16 protein-coding genes are annotated in these 23,464 nt (G+C 67.9%); 7 read left to right on the top strand and 9 right to left on the bottom strand.

The window, feature by feature from the left end; translation table 11 throughout:
• Positions 1-5 precede the first annotated feature (5 nt).
• Positions 6-902: an ABC transporter ATP-binding protein gene (locus KME82_RS07830; RefSeq protein ID WP_215498013.1), complete on the bottom strand. Its 897-nt coding sequence runs from the start codon at positions 900-902 to the stop codon at positions 6-8.
• A 315-nt stretch (positions 903-1,217) separates the two neighbouring features.
• Positions 1,218-2,123, bottom strand: a complete 906-nt coding sequence (locus KME82_RS07825) for an AraC family transcriptional regulator (protein ID WP_215498012.1) — start codon at positions 2,121-2,123, stop codon at positions 1,218-1,220.
• 110 nt (positions 2,124-2,233) lie between these two features.
• Between KME82_RS07825 and KME82_RS07820 the strand changes: the two genes are divergently transcribed.
• The 3 genes from KME82_RS07820 (at position 2,234) to KME82_RS07810 (ending at position 4,672) form a co-directional block, all read left to right on the top strand.
• Positions 2,234-3,007, top strand: coding sequence for an SDR family oxidoreductase (locus tag KME82_RS07820; RefSeq protein ID WP_215498011.1), 774 nt, complete (start codon positions 2,234-2,236; stop codon positions 3,005-3,007).
• Between the two features lie 163 nt (positions 3,008-3,170).
• Positions 3,171-3,455 (top strand): hypothetical protein, encoded by a 285-nt coding sequence (locus tag KME82_RS07815; protein ID WP_215498010.1) that lies wholly within the window; start codon positions 3,171-3,173, stop codon positions 3,453-3,455.
• A 14-nt stretch (positions 3,456-3,469) separates the two neighbouring features.
• The gene (locus tag KME82_RS07810; protein WP_215498009.1) at positions 3,470-4,672 is read left to right on the top strand and encodes a low temperature requirement protein A; all 1,203 of its coding nucleotides are present in this window, start codon (positions 3,470-3,472) and stop codon (positions 4,670-4,672) included.
• Between the two features lie 36 nt (positions 4,673-4,708).
• Here KME82_RS07810 and KME82_RS07805 read toward each other — a convergent pair whose 3' ends face one another.
• The gene (locus tag KME82_RS07805) at positions 4,709-5,269 is read right to left on the bottom strand and encodes a hypothetical protein (RefSeq protein WP_215498008.1); all 561 of its coding nucleotides are present in this window, start codon (positions 5,267-5,269) and stop codon (positions 4,709-4,711) included.
• A 759-nt stretch (positions 5,270-6,028) separates the two neighbouring features.
• Here KME82_RS07805 and KME82_RS07800 point away from each other — a divergent pair.
• Positions 6,029-7,573 (top strand): BCCT family transporter, encoded by a 1,545-nt coding sequence (locus tag KME82_RS07800; protein WP_215499011.1) that lies wholly within the window; start codon positions 6,029-6,031, stop codon positions 7,571-7,573.
• Positions 7,574-7,588: 15 nt separating this feature from the next.
• On the opposite strand, the gene KME82_RS07795 is transcribed toward KME82_RS07800, so the two are convergent.
• The 4 genes from KME82_RS07795 to KME82_RS07780 form a co-directional block, all read right to left on the bottom strand.
• A complete protein-coding gene (locus KME82_RS07795) occupies positions 7,589-8,005 on the bottom strand; it encodes a hypothetical protein (RefSeq protein ID WP_215498007.1) in 417 nt (138 codons plus the stop codon).
• Between the two features lie 103 nt (positions 8,006-8,108).
• Positions 8,109-8,642, bottom strand: coding sequence for a type II secretion system protein GspG (locus tag KME82_RS07790; protein WP_215498006.1), 534 nt, complete (start codon positions 8,640-8,642; stop codon positions 8,109-8,111).
• Positions 8,643-8,693: 51 nt separating this feature from the next.
• Positions 8,694-9,368, bottom strand: a complete 675-nt coding sequence (locus KME82_RS07785; RefSeq protein ID WP_252255657.1) for a M24 family metallopeptidase — start codon at positions 9,366-9,368, stop codon at positions 8,694-8,696.
• 69 nt (positions 9,369-9,437) lie between these two features.
• Positions 9,438-10,811, bottom strand: a complete 1,374-nt coding sequence (locus KME82_RS07780) for an MBL fold metallo-hydrolase RNA specificity domain-containing protein (RefSeq protein WP_215498005.1) — start codon at positions 10,809-10,811, stop codon at positions 9,438-9,440.
• A 667-nt stretch (positions 10,812-11,478) separates the two neighbouring features.
• On the opposite strand from KME82_RS07780, the gene KME82_RS07775 reads away from it, so the two are divergent.
• The 3 genes from KME82_RS07775 (at position 11,479) to KME82_RS07765 (ending at position 18,602) form a co-directional block, all read left to right on the top strand.
• Positions 11,479-13,578 (top strand): M13 family metallopeptidase, encoded by a 2,100-nt coding sequence (locus tag KME82_RS07775; protein ID WP_215498004.1) that lies wholly within the window; start codon positions 11,479-11,481, stop codon positions 13,576-13,578.
• Positions 13,579-13,897: 319 nt separating this feature from the next.
• Positions 13,898-16,033: a M13 family metallopeptidase gene (locus KME82_RS07770; RefSeq protein WP_215498003.1), complete on the top strand. Its 2,136-nt coding sequence runs from the start codon at positions 13,898-13,900 to the stop codon at positions 16,031-16,033.
• 556 nt (positions 16,034-16,589) lie between these two features.
• Positions 16,590-18,602 carry a M13 family metallopeptidase gene (locus KME82_RS07765; protein ID WP_215498002.1) on the top strand — a complete coding sequence of 671 codons (2,013 nt, stop codon included), beginning with the start codon at positions 16,590-16,592 and terminating at the stop codon, positions 18,600-18,602.
• A gap of 258 nt (positions 18,603-18,860) precedes the next feature.
• Here the strand turns inward: KME82_RS07765 and KME82_RS07760 are convergent, their stop codons facing one another.
• Both KME82_RS07760 and KME82_RS07755 read right to left on the bottom strand, forming a co-directional pair.
• Entirely contained in the window at positions 18,861-21,632 is a 2,772-nt protein-coding gene (locus KME82_RS07760) for a bpX6 domain-containing protein (RefSeq protein WP_215498001.1), read from the bottom strand.
• A complete protein-coding gene (locus KME82_RS07755) occupies positions 21,625-23,463 on the bottom strand; it encodes a hypothetical protein (RefSeq protein ID WP_215498000.1) in 1,839 nt (612 codons plus the stop codon). Before KME82_RS07755 ends, KME82_RS07760 begins: the two co-directional genes overlap by 8 nt.
• Position 23,464 lies beyond the last annotated feature (1 nt).

Genomic DNA, 23,464 nt, shown 5'->3' with positions numbered 1-23,464 from the left:
TCCGCTCAGGCCGCGACGCGCGCGTGCTGGCGCAGGCGCTGGAAGTACACGTCTTCCAGATCGGGCGCGACGCGTTCGAAGCCCTCCTCGGGCGAGTCCGGACTGAACACGTGGATCACCGGCTGGCCGCCGACCAGTCGCGTCGACAGCACCGTGAAGCGGGTTTCGTAGCTCGACAAGGTGGTCTTGCTGACCTGCTTGCGCCAGACCTGGTCGCTGAGCGCGGCGATCGCCGCGTTCGGCTCGCCGCTGAGCAGCACCTTGCCCTTGTTGACGATGGCCATGCTCGGGCACAGGTCGGTGACGTCCTCGACGATGTGGGTCGACAGGATCACCGCGACGTTTTCGCCGATCTCGGCCAGCAGGTTGAGGAAGCGGTTGCGCTCCTCCGGATCGAGGCCGGCGGTGGGTTCGTCGACGATCACCAGGCGCGGATCGCCGAGCAGGGCCTGGGCGATGCCGAAGCGCTGGCGCATGCCGCCGGAGAAGCCGCCGAGTTTCTGCTTGCGCACGTTCCACAGGTTGACCTGGTGCAGCAGGCCGTCGACCACTTCGCGGCGCTGCTTGCGATGGGTCAGGCCCTTGAGCACGGCGAAGTGTTCGAGCAGGTCGAGCGCGCTGACCTTCGGGTACACGCCGAAATCCTGCGGCAGGTAGCCCAGTTGCCGGCGCACCGCGTCCTTGTCGCGCAGCACGTCGATGGCCGGACCGTCGCCGTTGTCGAGGATCGCGCTGCCGGCGTCGGCCTCCTGCAAGGTCGCCAGGGTCCGCATCAGCGACGACTTGCCGGCGCCGTTGGGGCCGAGCAAACCGAACATGCCGCGCGGAATGTCCAGCGAAATGCCGTCGAGCGCGCGCACGCCGTTGGCATAGGTCTTGGTGAGGTCGCGAATGGTCAGCATGCGGCGGGCTCCAGGGAAAAGGACTCGGCCGCGGCGATGGCGCTCGCGCGGTCCGTGCAGATTGAGACGATCCTAGCCAGAAAACGTGACCCGGCCATGGGCGTTTGGTGGGCATGACCGATGGCAGGGCCGGGTCGGGCGTGCGGCGAACGCGATCGTGGATGCGATCATGCTGGAGCCGGGCCGCGCTTGCACCATGGCCGAATGGTCGGCATGACCGACGACAGGGATCGCGGTGCATGGGTAGGGATCGGCGGCCGAATTGCGTTCGCGACGCACGCCGCGGCGCAGGCGAACCGGCGTGCGCGTGTGCGCTCAGCCGCGCTGGCGGTATTCGCTCGGGGTGATGCCGTAGCGCCGCTTGAACACCGCCGACAGATGACTGTGGCTGGAAAAACCGCTGCCGATCGCGATGGTGGTGATGTCGTCGTCGCCGCGGCGCAGGCGCATGCACACGCGTTGCAAGCGCTGCGCGAGCACGTACTGGATCGGCGTCGCGCCGAAGCTGGCGCGAAACGCGATCAGCAGGCGATGGGTGCTCAGGCCGGTCAACGCCGACAATGCGGCCAGGCGGATGGGCTGGTCCAGATGCGAGGCGATGTAGTCCTCGACCCGGCGCCGCTGCGGCGCACTCAACGGCGACGACGGCTCGCGCGGCGGTGCGGCGCCGGCGCCGTGTTCGCGCAACAGGTGCAGGCACAGGCTCTGGCTCAACGCGTCGCACAGCATCGCCGCCAGGTCGTCGGACTCGCCGCTCAGCCCGGCGAGCCGCACGGCCAGCGCATGCACCAGCGGGTCGTGGTGTTTCATGCGCGCGGCCAGGTCGGTGCCGCCGGCCGGGCTGTCGCGCAGGCCGGGGTAGCGGGCCGGGTCGATGGTCAGTTCGGCGTAGGCGATCTCGCCGCCCTGCGCCTCGCCCTGGTAACGCCGACCGGCCGGAATCAGCCACAGATCGCCGGCCGCCGGCGGCGCGCGCAGGCGGCCGACGCCCTCGATGCGGGTTTCCAGCCGGCGCATCGGGCCGTCGAGATGCACGATCAGGGTGTGGCGGTCGTGATGCACGCTCCACTGGGTCGGCTGGGCGATGCTTTCGGCGGCGAAGGCGAACTGCACGCCGTCGCCCAGGGTCAGCTCGCGGCGCATCAACTCGCGTGGGCCCCGGCCGTGGCCGGAGACGACCGGGATCGCCGGCGGCGGAGAAACTGACAGCGCGTCGGACATCGTGAAAGCACCGGGGACCCAGGCCGATGTAAACACGACTTCGGTCACATGCGCGTCAACGCGGCATGCGGCCGGCGCCCTCACTTCCCCACTTTCCCGGAGCAAGCCCCATGCCCAACCGTTCCCTCACCGGCAAGGCCGTCGTCATCGGCGGCGGCGCCAAGAACCTCGGCGGCCTGATTTCGCGCGAACTCGCCGCCGCCGGCGCCGGCGCCATCGCCGTGCACTACAACAGCGATGCCACCCGCGCCGCAGCTGAAGAGACCGTCGCCGCGGTGCGCGCGGCCGGCGCCGACGCCTTCGCCCACCAGGGCGACCTGACCCGGCCCGGCGAGGTCGCCGCCCTGTTCGACGCGGCCAAGGCGCGCTTCGGCAAGCTCGACATCGCCATCAACACCACCGGCATGGTGATCAAGAAGCCGCTGGTGGAGGTGACCGAGGACGAGTACGACCGCATGTTCGCGGTCAATTCCAAGGCCGCGTTCTTCTTCATCCAGGAGGCCGGCAAGCAACTCGCCGACGACGGCAACATCTGCACCATCGTCAGCTCGCTGCTCGCCGCGTACACGCCGTTCTATGCGGTCTACCCCGGCAGCAAGGCGCCGATCGAGCACTTCACCCGCGCCGCGTCCAAGGAGTTCGGCGAACGCGGCATCTCGGTCAACGCGGTCGGCCCGGGGCCGATGGACACGCCGTTCTTCTATCCGGCCGAGTCGAAGGAATCGGCTGCCTACCACGCCACCGCCGCGGCGCTGAGCAGCCGCACCAAGAGCGGGTTGACCGAGATCGCCGATATCGCGCCGCTGATCAAGTTCCTGGTCAGCGACGGCTGGTGGATCACCGGCCAGACCATCTTCGCCAACGGCGGCTACACCACCCGTTGAGGCAACACCCGCCGAGGCGATACCGTCCGACGGCGCGTGCCTGCACGCCGCATGCACGCGCCGCCGCCAACCATGAGCGCGGTGAATGGTGGGCGGCGCACGATGCGCCGCCCACCGCGGTAACGTGACAACGACGCAAACGCCATCGACACGGGGGGTCGGCATGCACACCATACTGGTGATACTCGGCGGTTTCGCCCTGCTCGCGCTGTGCCTGCTGGCCGCGCGCGTGCTGGTCGGCCCCGGCACGGCGCCGCTGCGCAGCGCGATCAGGATCTTCCTGCCGCTGTGGCTGATCGGCGCGGGCATCAACATGGCGGTCGGCGTGATCCACGCCGGCTACAGCGTGGCCGAGGAACTGCCGATCTTCCTGCTTATCTTCGCCGTGCCAGCCGCGTTCGCGCTCGCGCTGGGATGGATACTGTCGCGAACCCGATCCACGCCCTGACCCAAGGCCGCGCCATGACCGACCCCCGCCCCACCCTGCTGCGCAGCCGCGAAGGCCAGGCCAAGGTCGGCTACGCCGAACTGTTCTTCGACCTGGTGTTCGTGTTCGCGGTAACCCAGCTGTCGCACACCCTGCTCGAACACCTCGACCCGGTCGGCGCGCTGCGCACCGGCCTGCTGTTCCTGGGCGTGTGGTGGCTATGGATCTACACCTCGTGGGTCACCAACTGGCTGGACCCGGAGAAAGTGCCGGTGCGGCTCATGATCTTCGGGCTGATGCTCGGCGGCCTGCTGCTGTCGTCGTCGCTGCCCGACGCCTTCGGCGAACGCGGGCTGATCTATGCGGCGGTATTCGCCAGCATGCAGGTCGGGCGCAGCGCGTTCATGCTGTGGGCGCTGCGCGGCGGGCGCAGCCCCGGCAATTTCCGTAACTTCATCCGCATCACCTTGTGGCTGCTGGTATCGGGCGGCTTCTGGATCGCCGGCGGGCTGGCCGAGCCCGACGCGCGCGTGGGCTGGTGGCTGATCGCGGTGGCGATCGAATACCTCGGGCCGATCGCATTCTTCCGCGTGCCCGGGCTGGGCCGCTCGACCCTGTCGGACTGGGACGTGGAAGGCGGCCATCTGTCGGAACGCTGCGGCTTGTTCATCATCATCGCGCTGGGCGAATCGATCCTGATCACCGGCGCGACCTTCGCCAAGCTCGACTGGAACCCGACCACCGTCGCCGCGTTCTGCATCGCCTTCCTCGGCAGCGTGGCGATGTGGTGGATCTACTTCGACAGCGGCGCGGCGCGCGGCGAGCACCGCATCGCCCACGACGAAGACGCCACCCGTCGCGCGCGCCTGGCGCGACTGGCCTATACCTATCTGCATCTGCTGATCGTCGGCGGCATCATCGTGTGCGCGGTCGCCGACGAACTGGTGCTGGTCCATCCCGATCACGCCGACACCGCCGGCATCGCCGCGATCGTCGGCGGCCCGGCGCTGTACCTGCTGGGCTGCGCCTTGTTCAAATGGGTGACCAACACCCGCCGTTTCCCGCCGATTTCGCACTGCGCCGGGCTGGCCTTGCTGGCGGCGCTGTGGTTCGCCAGCGCGCCGCTGCACCTGTCGGCGTTGACGCTCGGCGCGGCGACGACGCTGGTGTTCGTGATCGTCGCAGGTTGGGAAACCGCGGCGTTGCGGCGCGCCGCACCGACCGCCGCCGGGCACTGAGCTACCGCGCCCGTCCCGTCGACGGCCGGCAGCGCATCAGCGGTACTCGAAATAGTCGGCGAGGAAGTGTCCGTTAGCTTCGCCGTCGGGCGATGCGGCGTCGATGATGACGCATTCGACGATCGACGATTGCGAACTGCGCTTCCACAGGCGCCGGATGTGCCCGGTCGTGGCCGAGAGGTCCATCTGCTTGTCGGCCGCCTTGCTTCGCTTGCACGGCAGCAGAAAACACACCCGGATCCGCTCGGGGGAAAATTCTTCCTGAAACAGGCGGATCGTTTCGACCACGTCGGGCATGTTGTTCGATGCCTGCGGCTGCAATGGAGCCGCCAGGCACCAGCGGCCCTGCTTCATGTCGGCCCGGATCTTGGCGTGGAATTCCCCGGGCGTTTCCCGATATTCGTGCGGCGAGGTCAACCGCACCAGCAGGCCGCGGTGCTGGCCCAGCCAATGCCGCTTGACGATGCTTTTTTCGACCGGAACCTTGCCGCGCGCGCCGAGCCCCCAGTCCTTGAACATGCTGCGCAGCTGCGTGCTCTTGCCGTCGTTCTGATTTCCGACGACGAACAGCGCGCGTTCTAGATACAACGTCTTCATGACATCCCCCAATGGCATCCAGCTCCCGCATCGTCACCGGTTGCACGAAAAAGCGCGCGACGGCGGGGAGCGCCCATTGCGTCTTAGCATGTTTGCTGCGCATGGACCATGACTGTTCGTATCGGCAATGCCGGCGGTCGATCGCATGGGATTGCGGTGATCGCCGCGGGTCATAGCCGCGGTTCGAAGTCAACGGCTGCACCGAGCCACGCGATGCGGCGATCGATCGTTTGTGGGAGGGCTTCAGTCCCGATTGCGGAATTCCGAATCTTCGGAGCGAAAAGCGTCGGGGCTGAAGCCCCTCCCACAAAAGACCTCGATGCATTCACTTGGCTTGGGCAACAGACACCTGGCTGCGGCAACTGGCACTTGGCTTCGGCAACTGACACCTGGCCTCGGCAACCGGCACTTGGCTTCGGCAACTGATTGAACCCGCGATTTTTAGCGGTTTTCCCCTGTCAACCCCGCTTATCGCGACAGCGTGAAGGCCGAAAACCGCGCGTCTGTTAAAATCGCCCCGCTCCGCGCACCGCACCGGACTCACACGTCCGCTTGCGCCGTCACCGCTACGGCCATGGCTCGCAGCGCGGATCGTCCTCAACAGCCTGCTGCCGACTCGCTCGCCCGCTGATCGCGGCGGTGATCGCGCGTGCTTCGTGCGCGCATCGGCGCGGCTTCGTCTCATGCCTGTCGACGCGCCGCGCGCGTCCGGCACGCCTCACGCGCGCGATGCGTTCGCGCGCCTGCCTGGAGTGGATTTTGGTTTTCCGACTTTCGATCGTCCTGCTCGCCGCACTGGTCGCCGCCGGCGTGCTGGTCCCGCAATCGTTCAACGAAACGATCCAGCACGCGCTGTCGCTGACCGTGGCGCGGGCCGGCTGGCTGTACCTGCTGATCGTGTTCGCCTCGCTGCTGTTCCTGCTGTATCTCTCGCTCGGCCGCTTCGCCGACCTGCGCATCGGCGGCGACGACGCCGAGCCGGAATTCTCGCGCCTGAGCTGGCTGTCGATGCTGTTCGCCGCCGGCATGGGCATCGGCCTGGTGTTCTGGGGCGCGGCCGAACCGGTGTCGCATTACCTGCATCCGCCCGAAGGCCTCGACGCGCAGAGCATGCCGGCCGCGCGCGCATCGATGCGCTACGTGTTCTTCCACTGGGGCCTGCACCCGTGGGCGGTGTACGCGCTGGTCGGCCTGGCGATGGCGTGGTTCCAGTTCAACCGCAACGGCCGCGGCCAGATCAGCGACCTGCTGCAACCGGTGATCGGCCGCTGGCATCGGCGCTGGCCGGGCCAGTTGATCGATGTCGCCGCGGTCGTCGCCACCGCGATCGGCGTGGCGACCACGCTGGGCTTCGGCACCGTGCAGATCAGCGCGGGGCTTGCGCGGGTGTTCGGACTGAGCGTGACCCCGGCGCTGCAACTGTGCGTGGTCGCGGTGGCGTTCGTGCTGTACATGGCCTCGAGCCTCACCGGCCTGCACCGCGGGATCAAATGGCTGAGCAATCTCAACCTCGCCCTGGCCGCGCTATTGCTCGCGTTCGTGCTGGTGGCCGGGCCGACCAGTTTCATCTTCGAGACCTTCACCACCACTGTGGGCAGCTACATCAACCAGTTGCCGAACATGAGCCTGCGCATGGCGCCGTTCTCGCGCGATCCCTGGGTCGGCGAGTGGACGATCTTCTACTGGGCGTGGTGGATCGCCTGGGCGCCGTTCGTGGGCAGCTTCATCGCCCGCATCTCGCGCGGCCGGCGCGTGCGCGAGTTCGTGTTCGGCGTGGTGCTGGTGCCTTCGCTGATGAGCTTCGTGTGGTTCGCCGCGTTCGGCGGCAGCGCGCTGTGGGCGCAGATGTTCGGCGGCGTCGATCTGGCCGGCGCCTTGGCCCAGGGCTACGAGCAGGTGCTGTTCGCCTTGCTCGAAAGCCTGCCGTGGGCGCCGTTGCTGATGGCCGCCGCGATCGCGTTGTTGATGCTGTTCTTCGTGACCTCGGCCGACTCGGCGACCCTGGTGCTGGCCAGCATGTCCAGCGAGGACCGCGCCGATCCGCCGCTGTCGCGGCGCGCGGCCTGGGGCGTGATCCAGGCCCTGATCGCGGTCGCGCTGCTGCTGGCCGGCGGCCTGGACGCGTTGCAGGGCGTGATCATCGTCGCCGCGTTGCCGTTCGCGCTGCTGCTGGTGCTGATCATGTGGTCGCTGTATCGCGTGCTCGATCAGGACTACCTGCACAAGCAGCGCGAGGCCACGCGCTTCCGGCATGCAATGCAGCGCTGGCTGGCGCGCGAGAACGACGGCGTCGTGCCGGTCTAGCCGCGCGCGAGCGATTCAGCGCGCGAGCCGGCGCAACGCGATGCCGAGCGCGATGCGATAACTCATCGCCAGGTCGCCGTTGATCACGATCGTCGCCAGCGGCGGCGCATGTGCGTGCAGGCGATCGTCCAGGGTGGTGGCGCTGGCGTCGTGGACTTCGATGTAGGCGCTGGGCAGTTCGTCCAGCGCCTGACGCAACGCTTCGGGTTCGGCCAAGGCGTGCGGCGCGAGCTCGCCCGGGTCGAGCAGCACGAATTCGCTGCGGCGCCGACGCGCGGCGCGCAGGCTGCCGACCAGTTCGCGCAGGCTGGCGCAGGGGCGCAGTTCGAGGTTGCGGCCGACCGCGGCGGCGAGGCCGCGTAGTTCGAGCAGGAATTGCGATTGCAGCGGGTTTGAAGCGAGATGGCGGCCTTGCAGGATCAGGATGCTCACGGCGATGTGGGTGGGGAAGACGCCGTCAGCTTGCGCGCGAGTCAGGTAAAGCCTCCATGCCGCCACCGTGGCGAGCGCATAAATTCTGCGCAAATCGTTATCGTCATTCTTCGCTGCAGGCGCCGGACGAAGCTGCGGTCTCTTGCGGCGGGCGCGTCATCACCGACGGCGGCGACTCTAATTTTGGGCAATCGGGCGATTGGAAGTTCGCGTCACGGCGCCACCATTGCGCGTCGTCGACCCTGGCCCTGTTGCCGACGTAGGCGATGTCGGCATCCTGGTCCTCGCCACCGATCAGCCCGTCGTGGCCGAGCGAAAACAGCACGAAGCGTTGTTCATCGCGCTCCACGTTGTAGTACAGCGGACGACCCCAGCTGTCGCGCAGTTCGGCGTCTTTCGCATACGGCCCTCCCGGTAGCTTCGGGTCGGTCAGCACCTGCAAGGTCGTGGGAAAGAAGCCCTGGTCGCATTGAAAGGACTGGAGCTTCCCGCCCATGGTCGCTACCTGGCCGCGGACCCGGCTGCTGACGGTGCATCGCGACCCACCGAGCGCCCTGCTCAGCACCCAACCGATCAGGATCAGGCATGCGACGACCAGCACTGCGCCGGCCGCGATCTTCCAGATGCGTTTGCTCATGCCCCCTCCCCTGAGTTCGCGTCCCGGCGCGTCGCCGCGCACAGCGCCTGCCTACACCAGCAGGTCCTCGTAGAACGCGCCGAAGGGCCGTTCGGGGTGAGCGATTTGAATTTCCAGAATCCACAGCCCCGCCGACGGGCAGGATTCGAACTCACCCAGGTCGCCGGCCTTGTGGATCGAATGCGGGAAATCGCCGACCCGGTGCCCCTGGATGTCGAGGTTGAGCACCCACCCCATCGCCGCGGCCTGCTGCTGCGCATAGCGGTACAACGCCGGGCCGGCCACGCGTTCGTGTTTCCAGTAGTCGTGGACGCGGTCGTACAAGGTCCGCGCAGCCGCGGCGCAGGCGTGCATCTGCGCGTCGTCGCCGGTGACGAAGGTGTCGCCCGAATCGCCCTCGTGGCCGTCCCAGACCACGCCCATGTCGATGAAGTAGATGTCGTTCTCGCCCAGCGCGGGATCGCCGTCGGAGCGTTCGCGAAAAGTCTTGAGGGTGTTGGCGCCGAAGCGGATCAACAGCGGATGCCAGATCCGGCCCATGCCCAGTTCGACCAGGGTCCGCTGGCCCAGCGCGCGGGCCTGCGATTCCAGCATGCCCGGGTGGATCTGCGCGCGGATGCGCTCGATCGCCTGCCAGGTCATCGCGCGTGCGTGCAGCATCGCGGCGCTGTCGAAGATCGCGCCCACTCGTTCCTTGTCGTGCGTGTTGCCGTGTTCGGTGTCCATGCGATCGTCAGATGGTTTGGTTTCGTCAGCGCTGTTGCGCGCCGGCTGCGATCGTCGCAGCGCGTGCGCTTACACGTCGAGCGTCATGCCCGGCCGCGCGAGCGCGACCTTGGTACCGAAGCGTTCGCCGATTTCCCCGGCCAGCGCCTCGCGCGCCTTGTCTTCGCCATGCACCAGCACCAGCGGCGGATGGCCTTCGATGTTTCCGTACCACTCGATCAAGCCGTTCTGGTCGGTGTGCGCCGACAAGCCGCCGATGGTGTGGCGCTGCGCTTCTGCGCGAGTATCGCGACCGTGGATGCGCACCCACTTCGCGCCCTCGACCAGCCGCCGCCCGATCGTGCCCTCGGCCTGGTAACCGACGAACACCACGTGGGTCTGCGGCTTGCCCAGGTTGTGCTTGAAGTGATGCAGGATGCGGCCGGCGTTGGCCATGCCGGACCCCGCGATGACGATCGCGCCGCGTTCGATCTGGTTGATCGCCATCGACTCCTGCGCCGATTCGGTCAGCTGCAGGTTCGGCAGATGGAAGGGATCGGGTTTTTGCTTCCACACCCGCAGCGCGTCTTCGTCGAACAGTTCGACATGGCGGTCGTACACGCCGACCACCTTGCTCGCCATCGGGCTGTCGAGAAAGATCTTGAACCGGCCGACGTTCCACTCGTCCCAGTACTTGGCGAACCAGTACAGCAGCTCCTGGCTGCGGCCGACCGCGAACGCCGGGATCAGCACGTTGCCGCCGTCGTTCCAGGCCGCGTCCAGGATGCGGCCGAGTTCGAGGATGGTTTCGGCGCGGTCCTTGTGCAGGCGATCGCCGTAGGTCGATTCCATAAGCACCAGGTCGGCGCTGTCGATCGGCGCGGGGTCGCGCAGGATCGGCGTGCCTTTCGGTCCCAGGTCGCCGGAGAACACCAGCTTGCGGCCGTCGGCGAACAACTCGACCACCGACGAACCCAGGATGTGCCCGGCTTCGCGGAACTGCACCGTCACGCCCGACAGGATCTCGCAGCGCGTGTCGTAAGGCAGCGGCTGCACCCGTTGCATGGTCGCTTCGACATCGTCGCGGGTGTACAGCGGCAGCCGTTCGGGCTCGCCGTGCGCGCGCCTGCGGTTGCCGCGCTCGGCTTCGCTTTCGGCGATCGAGGCCGAATCCAGCAGCATGATCCGCATCAGGTCGGCGGTCGCGGCCTGGGCGAAGATCGGCCCGCGAAAACCGCGCTTGACCAGCAACGGCACCCGGCCGATGTGATCGATATGGGCGTGGCTGATCACCAGCGCGTCGAGCGTGGCCGCATCGAACGCGAACGGATCGAGATTGCGCAGTTCGGCCTCGGGGCTGCCCTGGATCATGCCGCAGTCGAGCAGGATGCGATGGCCGGCGGCTTCGACTTCGTGCAGGGAGCCGGTGACCTCGCCGGCGGCGCCGTGAAAGTGGACGCGCATTGCTGTCGACTCCTTCGCTGAGTGCAGCGGCCGGGGGCGGCCGCGGTGTGGGTCTGGAACTTAGCATGCGGGCGATGCAGGCGAAGTCGGCACCACATGGCAACGAAGCCCCGAGGTCTGGTTGGATGGTCTTTGGCCCCGAGGTCTTTTGTGAGAGAGGCTTCAACCCCGAGCTCTTTTGTGGGAGGGGCTTCAGCCCCGATGCTTTTCGGTCCGATTGCGATTGACTCTGAAATTGTCTCGATCGGCTAGAAAGCCTTGCAGGCTCGAAGCGATCTGAGCGAAAGGCATCGGGGCTGAAGCCCCTCCCACAAAAGACCTCACACAAAAGGCCTCCCATAGAAGACCTCGCGCAAAAAACCTGCCGCAACGAAGCCCTCGCGGGTCCGACCCGGGGCGACGCTAGGCCTTCGCCCGCCACCCCACATGACTGACGACCCCCTTCCGCGCGCACGAACGGGTTTATCGTCGGCCTATCACGCTGAGGGCCGACTACGACGGGCCGCATCGGGATTCATCGCCAATCCAGCAGGCGTCGCAGCCGCGGGCGTTCGCGCCGTCGCCGTTGCATCGTGGCCGCCGCCGCGCCGCCGTTGCGTTCACAACCCCGATCTGCGCCACGTCAGATCCTTCCCATGCCCGTCGGCCCGGAGTCTCACTGATGCCCATGAAATCGTCCCCCCTGCTGCTGTCGCTGGCGATCGCCGCCGCGCTCGCCGCCTGCAGCAAGCCCGAAACCCCGGCCCCGGCCGCGGGCACGCCCGCCGCCAAGCCCGCCGAGGCCACCACGCTCACGATCGACGAAAGCAAACTGCCGCAGCCGGTGCACTTCGCCGTCGGCGACCTGGACCCGGCCAAGAACGCCTGCGACAACCTCGGCGAGTACGTCAACGGCCGCTGGTTCGCCGCCAATCCGATCCCCGGCGATCGTTCGTCCTGGGGCGTGTCCGACGTGCTGGCCGAACGCTCGCTCGCGGTGCAGCACCAACTCGCGCAGCAAGCCGCCGCCGATCCCAAGGCCAGCGGCGTGGAAAAACTGATCGGCGACCTGTGGTCGACCGGCATGGACGAAGCCAAGATCAACGCCCAGGGCCTCGCGCCCGTGCAGGCCGACCTGGCCGCGATCGCCGCGCTCGACAGCCCGGAGAAGATCGCCGCCTACCTGCGCAGCAGCGCCGCGCAGGGCCACAACGTGGTGTTCGGTTTCGGCGCCGAGGCCGATTTCAAGAATTCCTCGATGAACATGGCCTTCGCCACCCAAGGCGGCCTGGGCCTGCCCGACAAGGGCTACTACTTCGACAAGGACAAGCACGACAAGCTCGCCGCCTACCAGCAGCACATCGCCAAGGTGCTGGAGCTGTCGGGCGTCGCCGCTGCCGATGCCGCGCAGCAGGCCAAGGCGGTGATCGATTTCGAAACCCGCCTGGCGCGCGCGTCGCTGTCGAGCGAACAACTGCAGCGCGATGTCGCCCTGTATTACCAGCCGATCAGCGTCGCCGCCGCCAACGAACTCACGCCGAATTTCTCCTGGACGAAGTTCTTCGAATCGCAGGGCGTGGCGACGCCGGCGCAGTTCTCGCTGGCGATGCCCGACTTCCACAAGGAAGTCAGCAAGATGATCGCCGACACGCCGGCGGCGACCTGGCAGGCGTATCTGCGTTATCACACCGTCGACGACGCCTCGCCGTACCTGGCCGACACCTTCGTCGCCGAGCATTACGAGTTCCACAACAAGACCATGCGCGGGCAGAAAGAACCCAAGGCGCGCTGGAAGCGCGTGCTCGGCGACATCGACGATCAGGCCGGCGAAGCGATGGGCCAGTTGTACGTCAAGGTCGCGTTCCCGCAGCAGTCCAAGGCGCAGATGGAAACGCTGGTGCAGGGCCTGCGCACGGCGCTGAAGGCGCGGATCGAGAATCTGAGCTGGATGAGCGATGAGACCAAGAAGAAAGCGCTGGAGAAGTGGGCCAGCTTCACCCCGAAGATCGGCTATCCGGACAAGTGGCGCGACTGGTCGGGGCTGAAGACCGACCGCGACAGTTACTACGCCAACGCCCAGGCCGCCAATCGCTTCAATTACCAGTGGAACCTGAGCAAGATCGGCAAGCCGGTCGACAAGACCGAATGGGGCATGTCGCCGCAGACGGTCAACGCGTACTACAACCCGCTGCAGAACGAGATCGTGTTCCCGGCCGCGATCCTGCAGCCGCCGTTCTTCGACCCCAAGGCCGACGAGGCCACCAATTACGGCGGCATCGGCGCGGTGATCGGCCATGAGATGACCCACGGTTACGACGACCAGGGTTCGCGCTTCGGCCCCGACGGAAATTTCAACAACTGGTGGACGCCGGCCGACGCCAAGGGTTTCGCCGAGCGCAGCGAAAAACTGGTGCATCAGTTCGACGGCTACCAGGCCGCGCCTGGGCTGAAGGTCAACGGCAAGCTCACCCTCGGCGAGAACATCGCCGATCTCGGCGGCCTGGCCACCGCGCTCGATGCGATGCGGCTGGCGGTCGGCGACACGCCCGATCCCAAGACCGACGGCCTCAGCCGCGACCAGCGCTTCTTCTACAGCTTCGCCACCAGCTGGCGCGATCGCTACACCCCGGACATGCTCAAGGTGCTGGTCAATTCCGATCCGCACGCACCGAGCGATTTCCGCGCGATCGGCGCGCCGTCGAACCTGCCGGCGTTCGCCGCGGCGTTCTCGTGCAAGGCCGGCCAGCCGATGGTGCGCGGGGCGGCGGAGCAGGTCGTTATCTGGTGAAGCAGGAACGAGTGGAGAGGAGTGAGCCGTGAGCAAGGCCGCTCTCCTCGGTTCCCACTCCTGCGCCCCGCCCAGGCGAAGCAGGAACGAGTGAGAGCAGTGAGTGAGCCACGAGCAGCGGCTCACTCACTCCTCACTGCTCTTGAATCGCTCCTCGTTTCCCGCCAATCGGGGCAAAGCTGAACGAGCCCCGCCCCACCCCACATGACCTTCGACACCCTTCTCACGACCGGAACGGGACTATCGTCCGCCCGTGTCCCGGCGACGACCTCACCCCGTGGTCGGAAATCCGCGACAATTCCCGATTCGTTTCTCGCCTATGCCTTCCCGGCTGGAGCCCGCTGTGACCTTCAAGAAACCGCAAGTCCTGCTGTTGTCCCTCGCCATCGCCACGGTCGTGGCCGCCTGCGGCAAGACCGAAGCCCCGGCGCCGACCGCGCCGGCCGACACTAGCGCCGCCGCGCCCGCCGAGGCCACCCTCAAGCTCGACGAAAGCAAGCTGCCGCCGGTCAACCGCTTCCTGGCGACCGACCTGGACACCACCAAGGACGCCTGCACCGACTTCGGCGGCTACGTCAACGGCAAGTGGCTCGCCGCCAACACCATCCCGAACGACCGCACCTCGTGGGGCGCGTTCGAAATGCTCGATGAGCGGTCCAACGCCGTGCAGCGCCAGCTCGCCGAGCAGGCCGCCGCCGACACCAAGGCCACCGGCGTGGAGAAGATCGTCGGCGACCTGTGGGCCACCGGCATGGACGTGGCCAAGGTCAACGCCCAGGGCCTGGAGCCGCTGAAGGCCGACCTGACCAAGATCGACGCGGTCGACAGCCCGGAAAAGATCGCCGCCTACCTGCGCGACGCGGCCGCGACCGGCGACAACAACCTGTTCGGCTTCGGCGCCGAAGCCGACTTCAAGGATTCGGCCAACAACATCGCCTACGCCTCGCAGGGCGGCCTGGGCCTGCCGGACACGACCTACTACACCGACGCCAAGCACAAGGACAAGCTCGCCGCGTACGAAGTCCACGTCGCCAAGGTGCTGGAACTGGGTGGCGCGAAGCCCGAAGACGCCGCCAAGCAGGCCAAGGACGTGATCGCGTTCGAAACCCGCCTGGCCAAGGCCTCGAAGTCGCGCGAAGAGCTCTCGCGCGACGTCTCGCTGTACTACAACCCGGTCAGCCCGGCGCAGGCCGACGAACTGACCCCGAACTTCTCGTGGACCAAGTTCTTCGAATCGCAGAAGGTCGCCGTGCCGGCGAAGTTCTCGCTCGCGGTGCCGGCGTTCCACCAGGAAGTCAGCAAGATGATCGGCGAACTGCCGGCCGCGCAGTGGCAGGCTTACCTGCGCTTCCACGCGATCGACGGCGCCTCGCCGTACCTGTCGGAAGCGTTCGTCAACGAAAGCTTCAACTTCTACAACAAGACCCTGCGCGGCCAGAAGGAACTCAAGGAACGCGGCAAGCGCGTGCTCGACACCATCGAAGGCCAGACCGGCGAAGCGATGGGCCAGTTGTACGTCAAGGTCGCCTTCACGCCTGAGTCCAAGGAGCGTATGCAGGGCCTGGTCAAGAACCTCAGCGAGGCCCTCAAGGCGCGCATCGAGAACCTGTCGTGGATGAGCGCGGACACCAAGAAGAAGGCGCTGGAGAAGTGGGCGAGCTTCACCCCGAAGATCGGCTACCCGGACAAGTGGCGCGACTGGAGCGGCCTGAGCACCAGCCGCGACAGCTACTACGCCAACGTCAAGGCGGCCAACGAGTTCAACTACAAGTGGAACCTGAGCAAGATCGGCAAGCCGGTCGACAAGACCGAATGGGGCATGCCGCCGCAGATGGTCAACGCCTACTACAACCCGTTGCAGAACGAGATCGTGTTCCCGGCCGCGATCCTGCAGCCGCCGTTCTTCGATCCCAAGGCCGACGACTCCGCCAACTACGGCGGCATCGGCGCGGTGATCGGCCACGAAATGACCCACGGTTACGACGACCAGGGCTCGCGTTTCGGACCGACCGGCAACATGGAAGTGTGGTGGGCGCCGTCGGACGCGAAGGCGTTCTCGGGCCTGACCGACAAGCTGATCAAGCAGTTCGACGGCTATGAAGCCGCGCCGGGCGCGCACGTCAGCGGCAAGCACACCCTGGGCGAGAACATCGCCGACCTGGGCGGCCTGGCCACCGCGTACGACGCGATGAAGAAGGCCGCCGGCGACACCCCGGACCCGAAGACCGACGGCTTCACCCGCGAGCAGCGCTTCTTCCTCAACTGGGGCACCGTGTGGCGCCGCAACTTCACCCCGGAAGAGCTGAAGGTGCGCCTGCAGACCGACGAGCACGCGCCGGCCAACTTCCGCGCGATCGGCGCGCCGTCGAACCTGCCGGCGTTCGCCGCGGCGTTCTCGTGCAAGCCGGGCCAGCCGATGGTGCGCGAGGGCGACAAGCAGGTGGTGATCTGGTGAGGATCGCGGCGCGGGTCTAGTCCCGCGCCAACGACGATTGCCTGACGAAGGCCCGGGAATTCCCGGGCCTTCGTTTTTTTTGTTTCGGTCGTTTTGTGGTTTCGCGAAAGGATGGCGCACCGTGGGTACTGCGACCCTCCCATCACCGATCGTGCTACGACCATGCTCCCTCTCCCGCTTGCGGGAGAGGGTTGGGGTGAGGGCCGCGTCACCTCAAGCAGCGACACTCCACATCCCGCACGCCCTCATCCGCCCTTCGGGCACCTTCTCCCGCAAAGCGGGAGAAGGGCAGCGCGCACTGCCGAATCCGCAATCTTCCTGTCGCCGACTGCAAGTCCACCAAGCCCCCTCTCCCGCTTGCGGGAGAGGGTTGGGGTGTGGGCGCATCGCCTCAGGCAGCGACATTCCGCATCCCGCGCGCCCTCATCCGCCCTTCGGGCACCTTCTCCCGCAAAGCGGGAGAAGGACCGCCTGCCGCGCCCACAACCGCCAAACCCGTTCACCGCCCCGCCCGCCCCAGTTGTTAAACTCGCGCATCCCCAGGATGGAATACGCGATGTCGACCCTACGCCCGCTTGCCTGTGCCCTCGCCCTGAGCCTGATCGCCGGCCTGGCCTCGCCCGCCGCCGATGCCGCCAAGAAGAAGGCCGCCGCCAAGCCGAAGGCTCCGGCCGCCGCCAACGCCTGCAGCGATTTCTACGCCAACGCCAACGCCGACTGGCTGCGCGCCAACCCGCTGTCGGGCGCCGCCTCGGTGTCCTCGCTGGAAACCCTGGCCGCCAACGCCCGCCGCCAGCAGTTGGAACTGCTCAACAGCGCGATGACCGCGCCGCAGGGCAATGTGCAGAAGCTGCTCGGCGACTTCTGGGCCAGCGGCCTGGACGAAGCGGCGGTCGAGCGCGACGGCTCGCAGCCGATCGCGCCGCTGCTCGGCCGCATCAACGCGATCAAGAAGGCCAAGGAAATCCCGGCCTCGATCGCCGCGCTGCACCAGGTCGGCATCCCGGTGCTGTTCAACTTCGGCGCCGACATCGACCTGCAGGACCTCGACCGCCACATCGGCTACTTCAGCCAGGGCGGCCTGGGCCTGCCCGATCCGGCCTATTACACCCGCAGCGACGCCGACACCCGCCAGCTGCTCGGCCACTACAACAACTATGTGCAGAAGATCCTGGCCCTGACCGGCACGCCGAAGGAAAACCTCGCGGCCGAGTCGTTGCAGGTGATCGACCTGGAAACCCGCATCGCGCGCGCGTCCAAGGCGCTGCCGGACCTGCGCGACCCGCGCGCCAACTACGCGCCGGTGCAGGTCGCGACCCTGGCCAAGACCTACAAGGGCCTGCAACTGGCCGACTTCCTCAAGGCCCAGGGCGTCAGCGACGACAGCGTCTCGCTGGCCAACCCGCAGCTGTTCGCCGAACTCGACAAGCTGCTGGGCAGCCTCAAGCCCGACCAGTGGAAGACCTACCTGCGCTGGCGGGTCGGCGATTCGATGGCGCCGTACCTGGCCAAGCCGTTCCGCGACGCCGAATTCGATTTCCGCGGCAAGGTCCTGCGCGGCCAGCGCGAACAACCGGCGCGCCAGCAGGCCGTGCTCGACGCGATCACCCTGGCCGCCGGCCCGATGGTCGGCCACGAATACGCCGCGCGCTACCTGCCGGCCGCCACCGATGCGCGCGCCGAGCAGATCGCTTCGCAGGTGCGCGAAGCGCTGGGCAAGGACATCGAGGCCGACACCCGCTTCAGCGAGAGCGTCAAGAACGAAGCCAAGGCCAAGCTGGCCAAGCTCAAGATCGAAGTCGGCACGCCCAAGCGCGACCTGGACTACACCGTGCAGCCGATGGGCCGCGGCAGCTTCGGCAGCAACATGCTGATCGCCTCGACCTGGCGCCATCGCGAGGAAATGAAGCGCATCGGCCGCGGCAACGCCGACCGCCGCTGGGACGTGCTGCCGCAGGAGCCGTCGCTGGCCTACGACATCGCCCAGAACCGCCTGATCGTCACCGCCGCGATGCTGCAGGCGCCGGTGCTCGACATGAGCAAGCCCGAAGCCGCGCAGTACGGTTCCTACGGCGCGCTGGTCGGCGCCGAACTGACCCACGGCATCGACGGCCGCGGCCGCTACGTCAACGCCAAGCAGGAAGTGCGCGACTGGTGGACCCCGACCGAAGTCGCCGCCTGGGAAGCGCTCGGCAGCCGCGTCGCCGCGCAGTACAGCGCCGAACCGTATCCGGGCCTGACCGCGACCAAGATCAACGGCGCGCAGGTGCGCGAAGTCGCGATCGCCGATCAGGCCGGCGTCGAACTCGCCTGGTCGGCGCTGCACACCGCCCAGCCCTCGGCCAGCAAGGACGCCAACCAGGCGTTCTTCCGCGCCTGGGCCGGCCTGTGGGCGCAGCAGTTGAGCCCGGAAGTCGCCGCCCAGCGCGCCGCCACCGGCATCCACGCGCCGGGTCCGGCGCGCACCAACGTGCCGCTGTCCAACCTGCCCGCGTTCGGCGAAGCCTTCGGCTGCAAGGCCGGCACCGCGATGCAGCGCAAGGCCGATCAGCAGATCAAGATTTTCTGATCGGTGGGCGACGCGGCGGTGCGCCGCGAAAGCGATAACGCGAAAAGCCCGGCGCGAGCCGGGCTTTTTGTTGGTTGGCGATGAGTCGTCGCAGTTGAGTTTTCGCGGTCGCGGCTTGCGCCGCTCCTACAGGGAGATACGCAAGTTACGTTTCAAACTGTAGGAGCGGCGCAAGCCGCGGCCGCGAAACCACGACTTCCGCGCAGACATCATCGCCGCGACGCAACCGCACGCGCGACGCGACGCCACCTGCACGAATCAAAGCAACGTAAACGTCCGCACCTTCGACGTCTCGCTGGCGATATCCATCACCCGCCCGTGATGATCGAACAGCACCAACCCGCCCTCGTACTCGCGCGTACGCAGCGCCGCGACGGGCCAATCGATGCTCGCCGCCACATCGGCATGCAACGGCCGCACCAGATGCAATCGCATCGCGCGCTCGCTGCGCAACCACACCAGGCAGCCCTGGGTCAGCGGGATCACGCCGTGCCCGCTGAGTTCGCCGGGCGGCGCCGACAGCTGCATCTGGAATTCGCGCGCGGCCCAGGTGTAACGAAAACTCACGCGGCCGTCGCCGTCGTGGGTCAGTTGCAGCGGCAACGCGCCCACGCCCGGATGCAACTGGCGCAGGCGGCCGTCCTCGAGGATCGGATCGCGCGACAGCAAACGCCGCTGCGGCGCGGTGCGATACCGCCACACCACCTGCTCGCGATCGCCGCGCACCAGGAAGGATTCCTCGACGGGGAAGAATTCCGCCGCGACCACCGGGCCGCCCAGATCGCCCACGCTCCACAGCACGTCGAGCGACGCGCGCGCCGCGTCCACCACCATGATCCGCTCGCCCGACACCACCGACCAGGCGATGCCGTCGAAGCGATCGGCGAAGAACTGCAGCGGCATCGCGCCCAGGTCGGCGATTTCGTGATGGGCCAGGTCCAGCCGCGCGATCCGCGACACCGAATCGCGCCGCGCGATCGCCAACGCGACCTGGCCGCTGTGGCTCATCACGAACCGGTACGCGGGCACCGCGTAATTGCGCACGCGCCGGCCGCTGCGATCGACCACCGCGGCGCCGGCCTCGCCCAAGGCCACCAGATAGCGGCCGTCGCCGAGCGCGGCCACGTCGTGCGGCGACTGCAGGCCCGGCGCGTCCGGCACGCTCGCGCTCAACGCGCCCATCGTGTCCCACAAGCGGCGCCGGCCCGACGAGGTCGGCAACGACCATTCGGGCAGGTCGGCGCTGAGCCACGGATCGTCGGCCAACTTGCGCAGGCGTTCCAGCTGTCCGTGCTGCAGATCGTTCGCGCACGCGGCGCGATCGGCGGCGAGCGCGGGCAACACCTGGGCGGCGAGCGAACGCAGCGCCGAATTGCTTTGCTTGACCTCGGCGAGGTCGCGGCCCAGGGCCTCGCGCGGCGCGGCCGGCGAGGCCGGATCGGCCAGGCGCGCGATGCGCTCGGCGTAATGCAGCACCGTATCGGGCAGCAGGCTCGCGCGCTGCACCAGCGCGCGCGCGGACAGTTCGGCGCCGGCCGCTTCGGCCGCCAGCAGCCAGCGCCCGGCCTGCTCGCGCGCCTGCGGGTCGGGCCACACCGCGTCGACCGCGGCCAGCCACAGGCCTTGCTCGGCCAGTGCCTGGCCCCACTCGCCGCGCAGTTGTCGCGCCTGCTGCGGATGGCCGTTTTCCAGCAGGTTGACCGCCGCGGCGAAGGCGTTGTCGCGACGCGCGACCAGCACCGCGCGTTCGCGGTCGCCGGACAGCATCAGCAGGCGGATGATCAGGTCCGGCGCCATGTCCCAGCTCAAGCCCAGTTCGGCGGCCTGGGCGAAACGTTCGTGCTTGACCAGATAGTCCAGCGCTTCGTCGCGCGCGTTGAGCAATTCGGCGAGCACGAACACCGCTTCGTCGATCTTGCCCAGGCGATCGAGTTGTTCGAACGCGTTGCGATACAGCTTGCGCAAGCGATCGCGCGCGCTGTCGCCGAAATCGATCGAGGTCGCCGCGCCGTTGCCCTGGCTCAGGCGCAGGCTGTCGCGCCGGCCCGGCGCGCCGAACGCCTGCCCCAGCGACTCGCCGCTGCCGTCGATCGGCAAGGCGTTGCGTAAGGCCTCGTTGAGATCGCCGCGATCGAACTGTTCCATCAAGCGGCGCAAGTACGCGCCATGCCGCATGCCGATCAATCGCGACGTGCGGCTGGCGATGGCGAAGCGCACCAGCATGTCGCGCCAGCGCTGCGGCACGACCGCACGATGTCGCGGCCGCACGATGCCATCGATGCCCCCGCCCCGGTCGTTGGGCGCCTTGCCGCTACCGCGACCGGACGGCGCGCCGCCAGCGCCGCCCGCCAAACCGGGGAAACGCCGCAACAACCAGTCGGCGAAGCGATCGCGCGTGCCGACCGCGCGTTCGCGCAAGCTCGGCTTGCGGCTGGAAAATCCCTCGCCGACGGCTTTTCCATCGGCGTTCCCGCCGGCGCCGCGCGCCGCCGCATCGCGCAGGAACGCTTCGCGCTCCTGGCTCGGCGGCGGAATCTTGTCGCCCAGCACTTCGCGCAAGGGCTTGGCGGTCAGTCGTCCGACCTTGGGCAAGGCCAGGCTGCGGCGGCCGTCGTAGGTGTCGTGCAGCGCGTAGTCGTCGATGTCGATGACCAGCGACGGATCGAGCGCCTGCGCCTTGGCGAAATGCAGCGCCTGCAATTGCCCGCCGATCACCAGATGCACGTCGCCGGCCGCCAGCGAAGCGCGCTCCTCGTCGGTCAACGGGCCGGCGTACAGACCATGCGCGCCGACCCGGCGCAGCGGCGTGCCGCCGGCGAATTCGCACTGCAGCATGCGCGGGTCTTCGAAACACAGCACGTCGCCGTGTTCGAACCGCCATGCGCGGCAGCCGGGCATCCATTCGCGCAGGATGCGTTCGCTGCGCCGCTCCGGCGACAGCCAGTCGGCGGCCAGCCACAGCCCGTCGACCGTCTGCCGGCCACGCCAGATCGGGTAGCGCACGTTCGCGCGGGTGGCCGGCTCAGTCATCGCCGCTCCGATAAAACAAAACCGACTGGCCGTTGTCGCGCAACACCACCAGGCTGCGGTATTGATCGATCAAGGCGATGGTGTCGGCCGCGGTCGCCACCGTGCCCACGCTGATCGGCGGCACCGATTCGTACAAGGTGCTGCGCCCGTCCTTGCCGATCCGGACCACGCCGCGCCGGTCCGGGCGCAACGCGATCAGGTCGATCTGATTGCCCGCCGACTGGCGCAGGCCGAGCACCTTCCAGTCGGACGGAAGAATGATCTCGTGGTCCTCGCGCGGGCCGTCGGACCAGCGGAACACGCGCCAGATCGTCGAACGTTCGCCGCCGTGCCCGCCCACCGGCACCTCGACACAGGCGCCGCCGCGCCATTGCCCGCCCTCCAGGCGGCCGGCCAGGAAACCCGAACTCACCTCGCCTTGCAGCGGCACTTCTTGCAACAGCGATTGCGAGACCGCATCGATCGAACACAAGGCCAGCTGCCCGTTTTGCAGGCGCAGGAAAATCATTTTCTCGCGGCCGTGGTCGGCGATCGCCAACACGCCGTCCTCGGCGACCACGAATCGCGTGGGTTTGTAGCGGGTCTGCCGCGACGACTGCCGTTGCCAGCACAGCAGCTTGCGGCCGGCGAGCAGATACAGGCACGACTCGCCGCGATGGCCGCGGTGCATCCGGAAGCACGGCATGTAGCGCGCCTGCGCGGCCGCCACGTTCACCTCCGACGGCAACGGCGCATGATCGAAGTCGATCAGCTGCCAGAAATCCAGATTGGAACCGTTCGCCAGCAAGGCGCCGAACTGGGTGCCGTCCAGGGTCGCGGCGAGCAAGTTCTTGCGCTTGGCCCAACGCAGCGTCGCCGGTGGCCGTTGTTCGGCCTCCTCGGACGGCAGACGGTACACATTCGCCGCGTTGGTGCCGTCCTGGATCGCCGCGATGGTGTAGCCGGTGGCGGAAACGATCGGCGCCTGCTTCAACGACAACCGGCCCTTGGTTTTCGGCGCCTGAATCGCCGGCTGCGTCGGCAGCTTGAACTTGCCGCGCAGCAAACGGCTCGACGGCGCCGCCGCAGGCAAGGCCAAGCGCGTCTCGCGCCGCGCCTGCCGCGCGGCGATCACGATCGCCAGTTCGTTTTCGCCCGCGCGCTGCACGTCGACGCGATGGCCCAGGCCGTAGCCGTGCGCATGCGAGCCGATCGACCAGCGCTCGCCCGGGCTGGGTTGCGCCGCATCCAGCCGCTGCTGCCATTCGCGTTCGTAGTCCTCGCGCGGCGGCGGCAACCCGGCCTGCGCCGCGCGTTGCCACGCGGCTTCGCCGCCCGGGGTGAAGCTGCGTTCGTTCAACAACTGCTTGAGCGCATCGGCGTTGTCGGCGTCGAACAACTCGCCGGGCTTGCCGAGCACGCCCCAGGCGAAACGCGCCTTGGCCGCCTGCGCGCGTTGCGCCAGCAAAATCCACATCGCCACATGCACCAGCCGCGGCGCGCCCAGTTGCGTGGGGCCGGTATCGAACACCGCCACGGTCAGCGCGTCGACTTCGCGCGCGACCAGTTTCGGCGACAGGAACAGATGCTCGCCGGCGGCGGCGCGGCGATCGAATTCTTCCGGCACCACTTCGGCCAACGCCCACTCGCTCAGCAGCAGGCGTTCGTAGCTGCCGCGCCGGCGCAGGTCGTCGATGCCCTCGGGCTCGACCGCGCCGCGCAACGCGCGCATGCGGAACGCGCCGAGCAACGGATGCAGGCGCAGCATCAACTCGCCGAGCACGCCGGCCAGTTCCGGGTCGAACCACCCCAGCCAGGCATGCCACGGTTTGAGCGTATCGGGCAGGCGCATC

The organism is Lysobacter capsici (assembly GCF_018732085.1).
GTDB lineage: Bacteria > Pseudomonadota > Gammaproteobacteria > Xanthomonadales > Xanthomonadaceae > Lysobacter > Lysobacter capsici_A.
The sequence above is the reverse complement of the archived record's forward strand: the minus strand, read 5'-3'. Positions and strand labels throughout refer to the sequence as shown.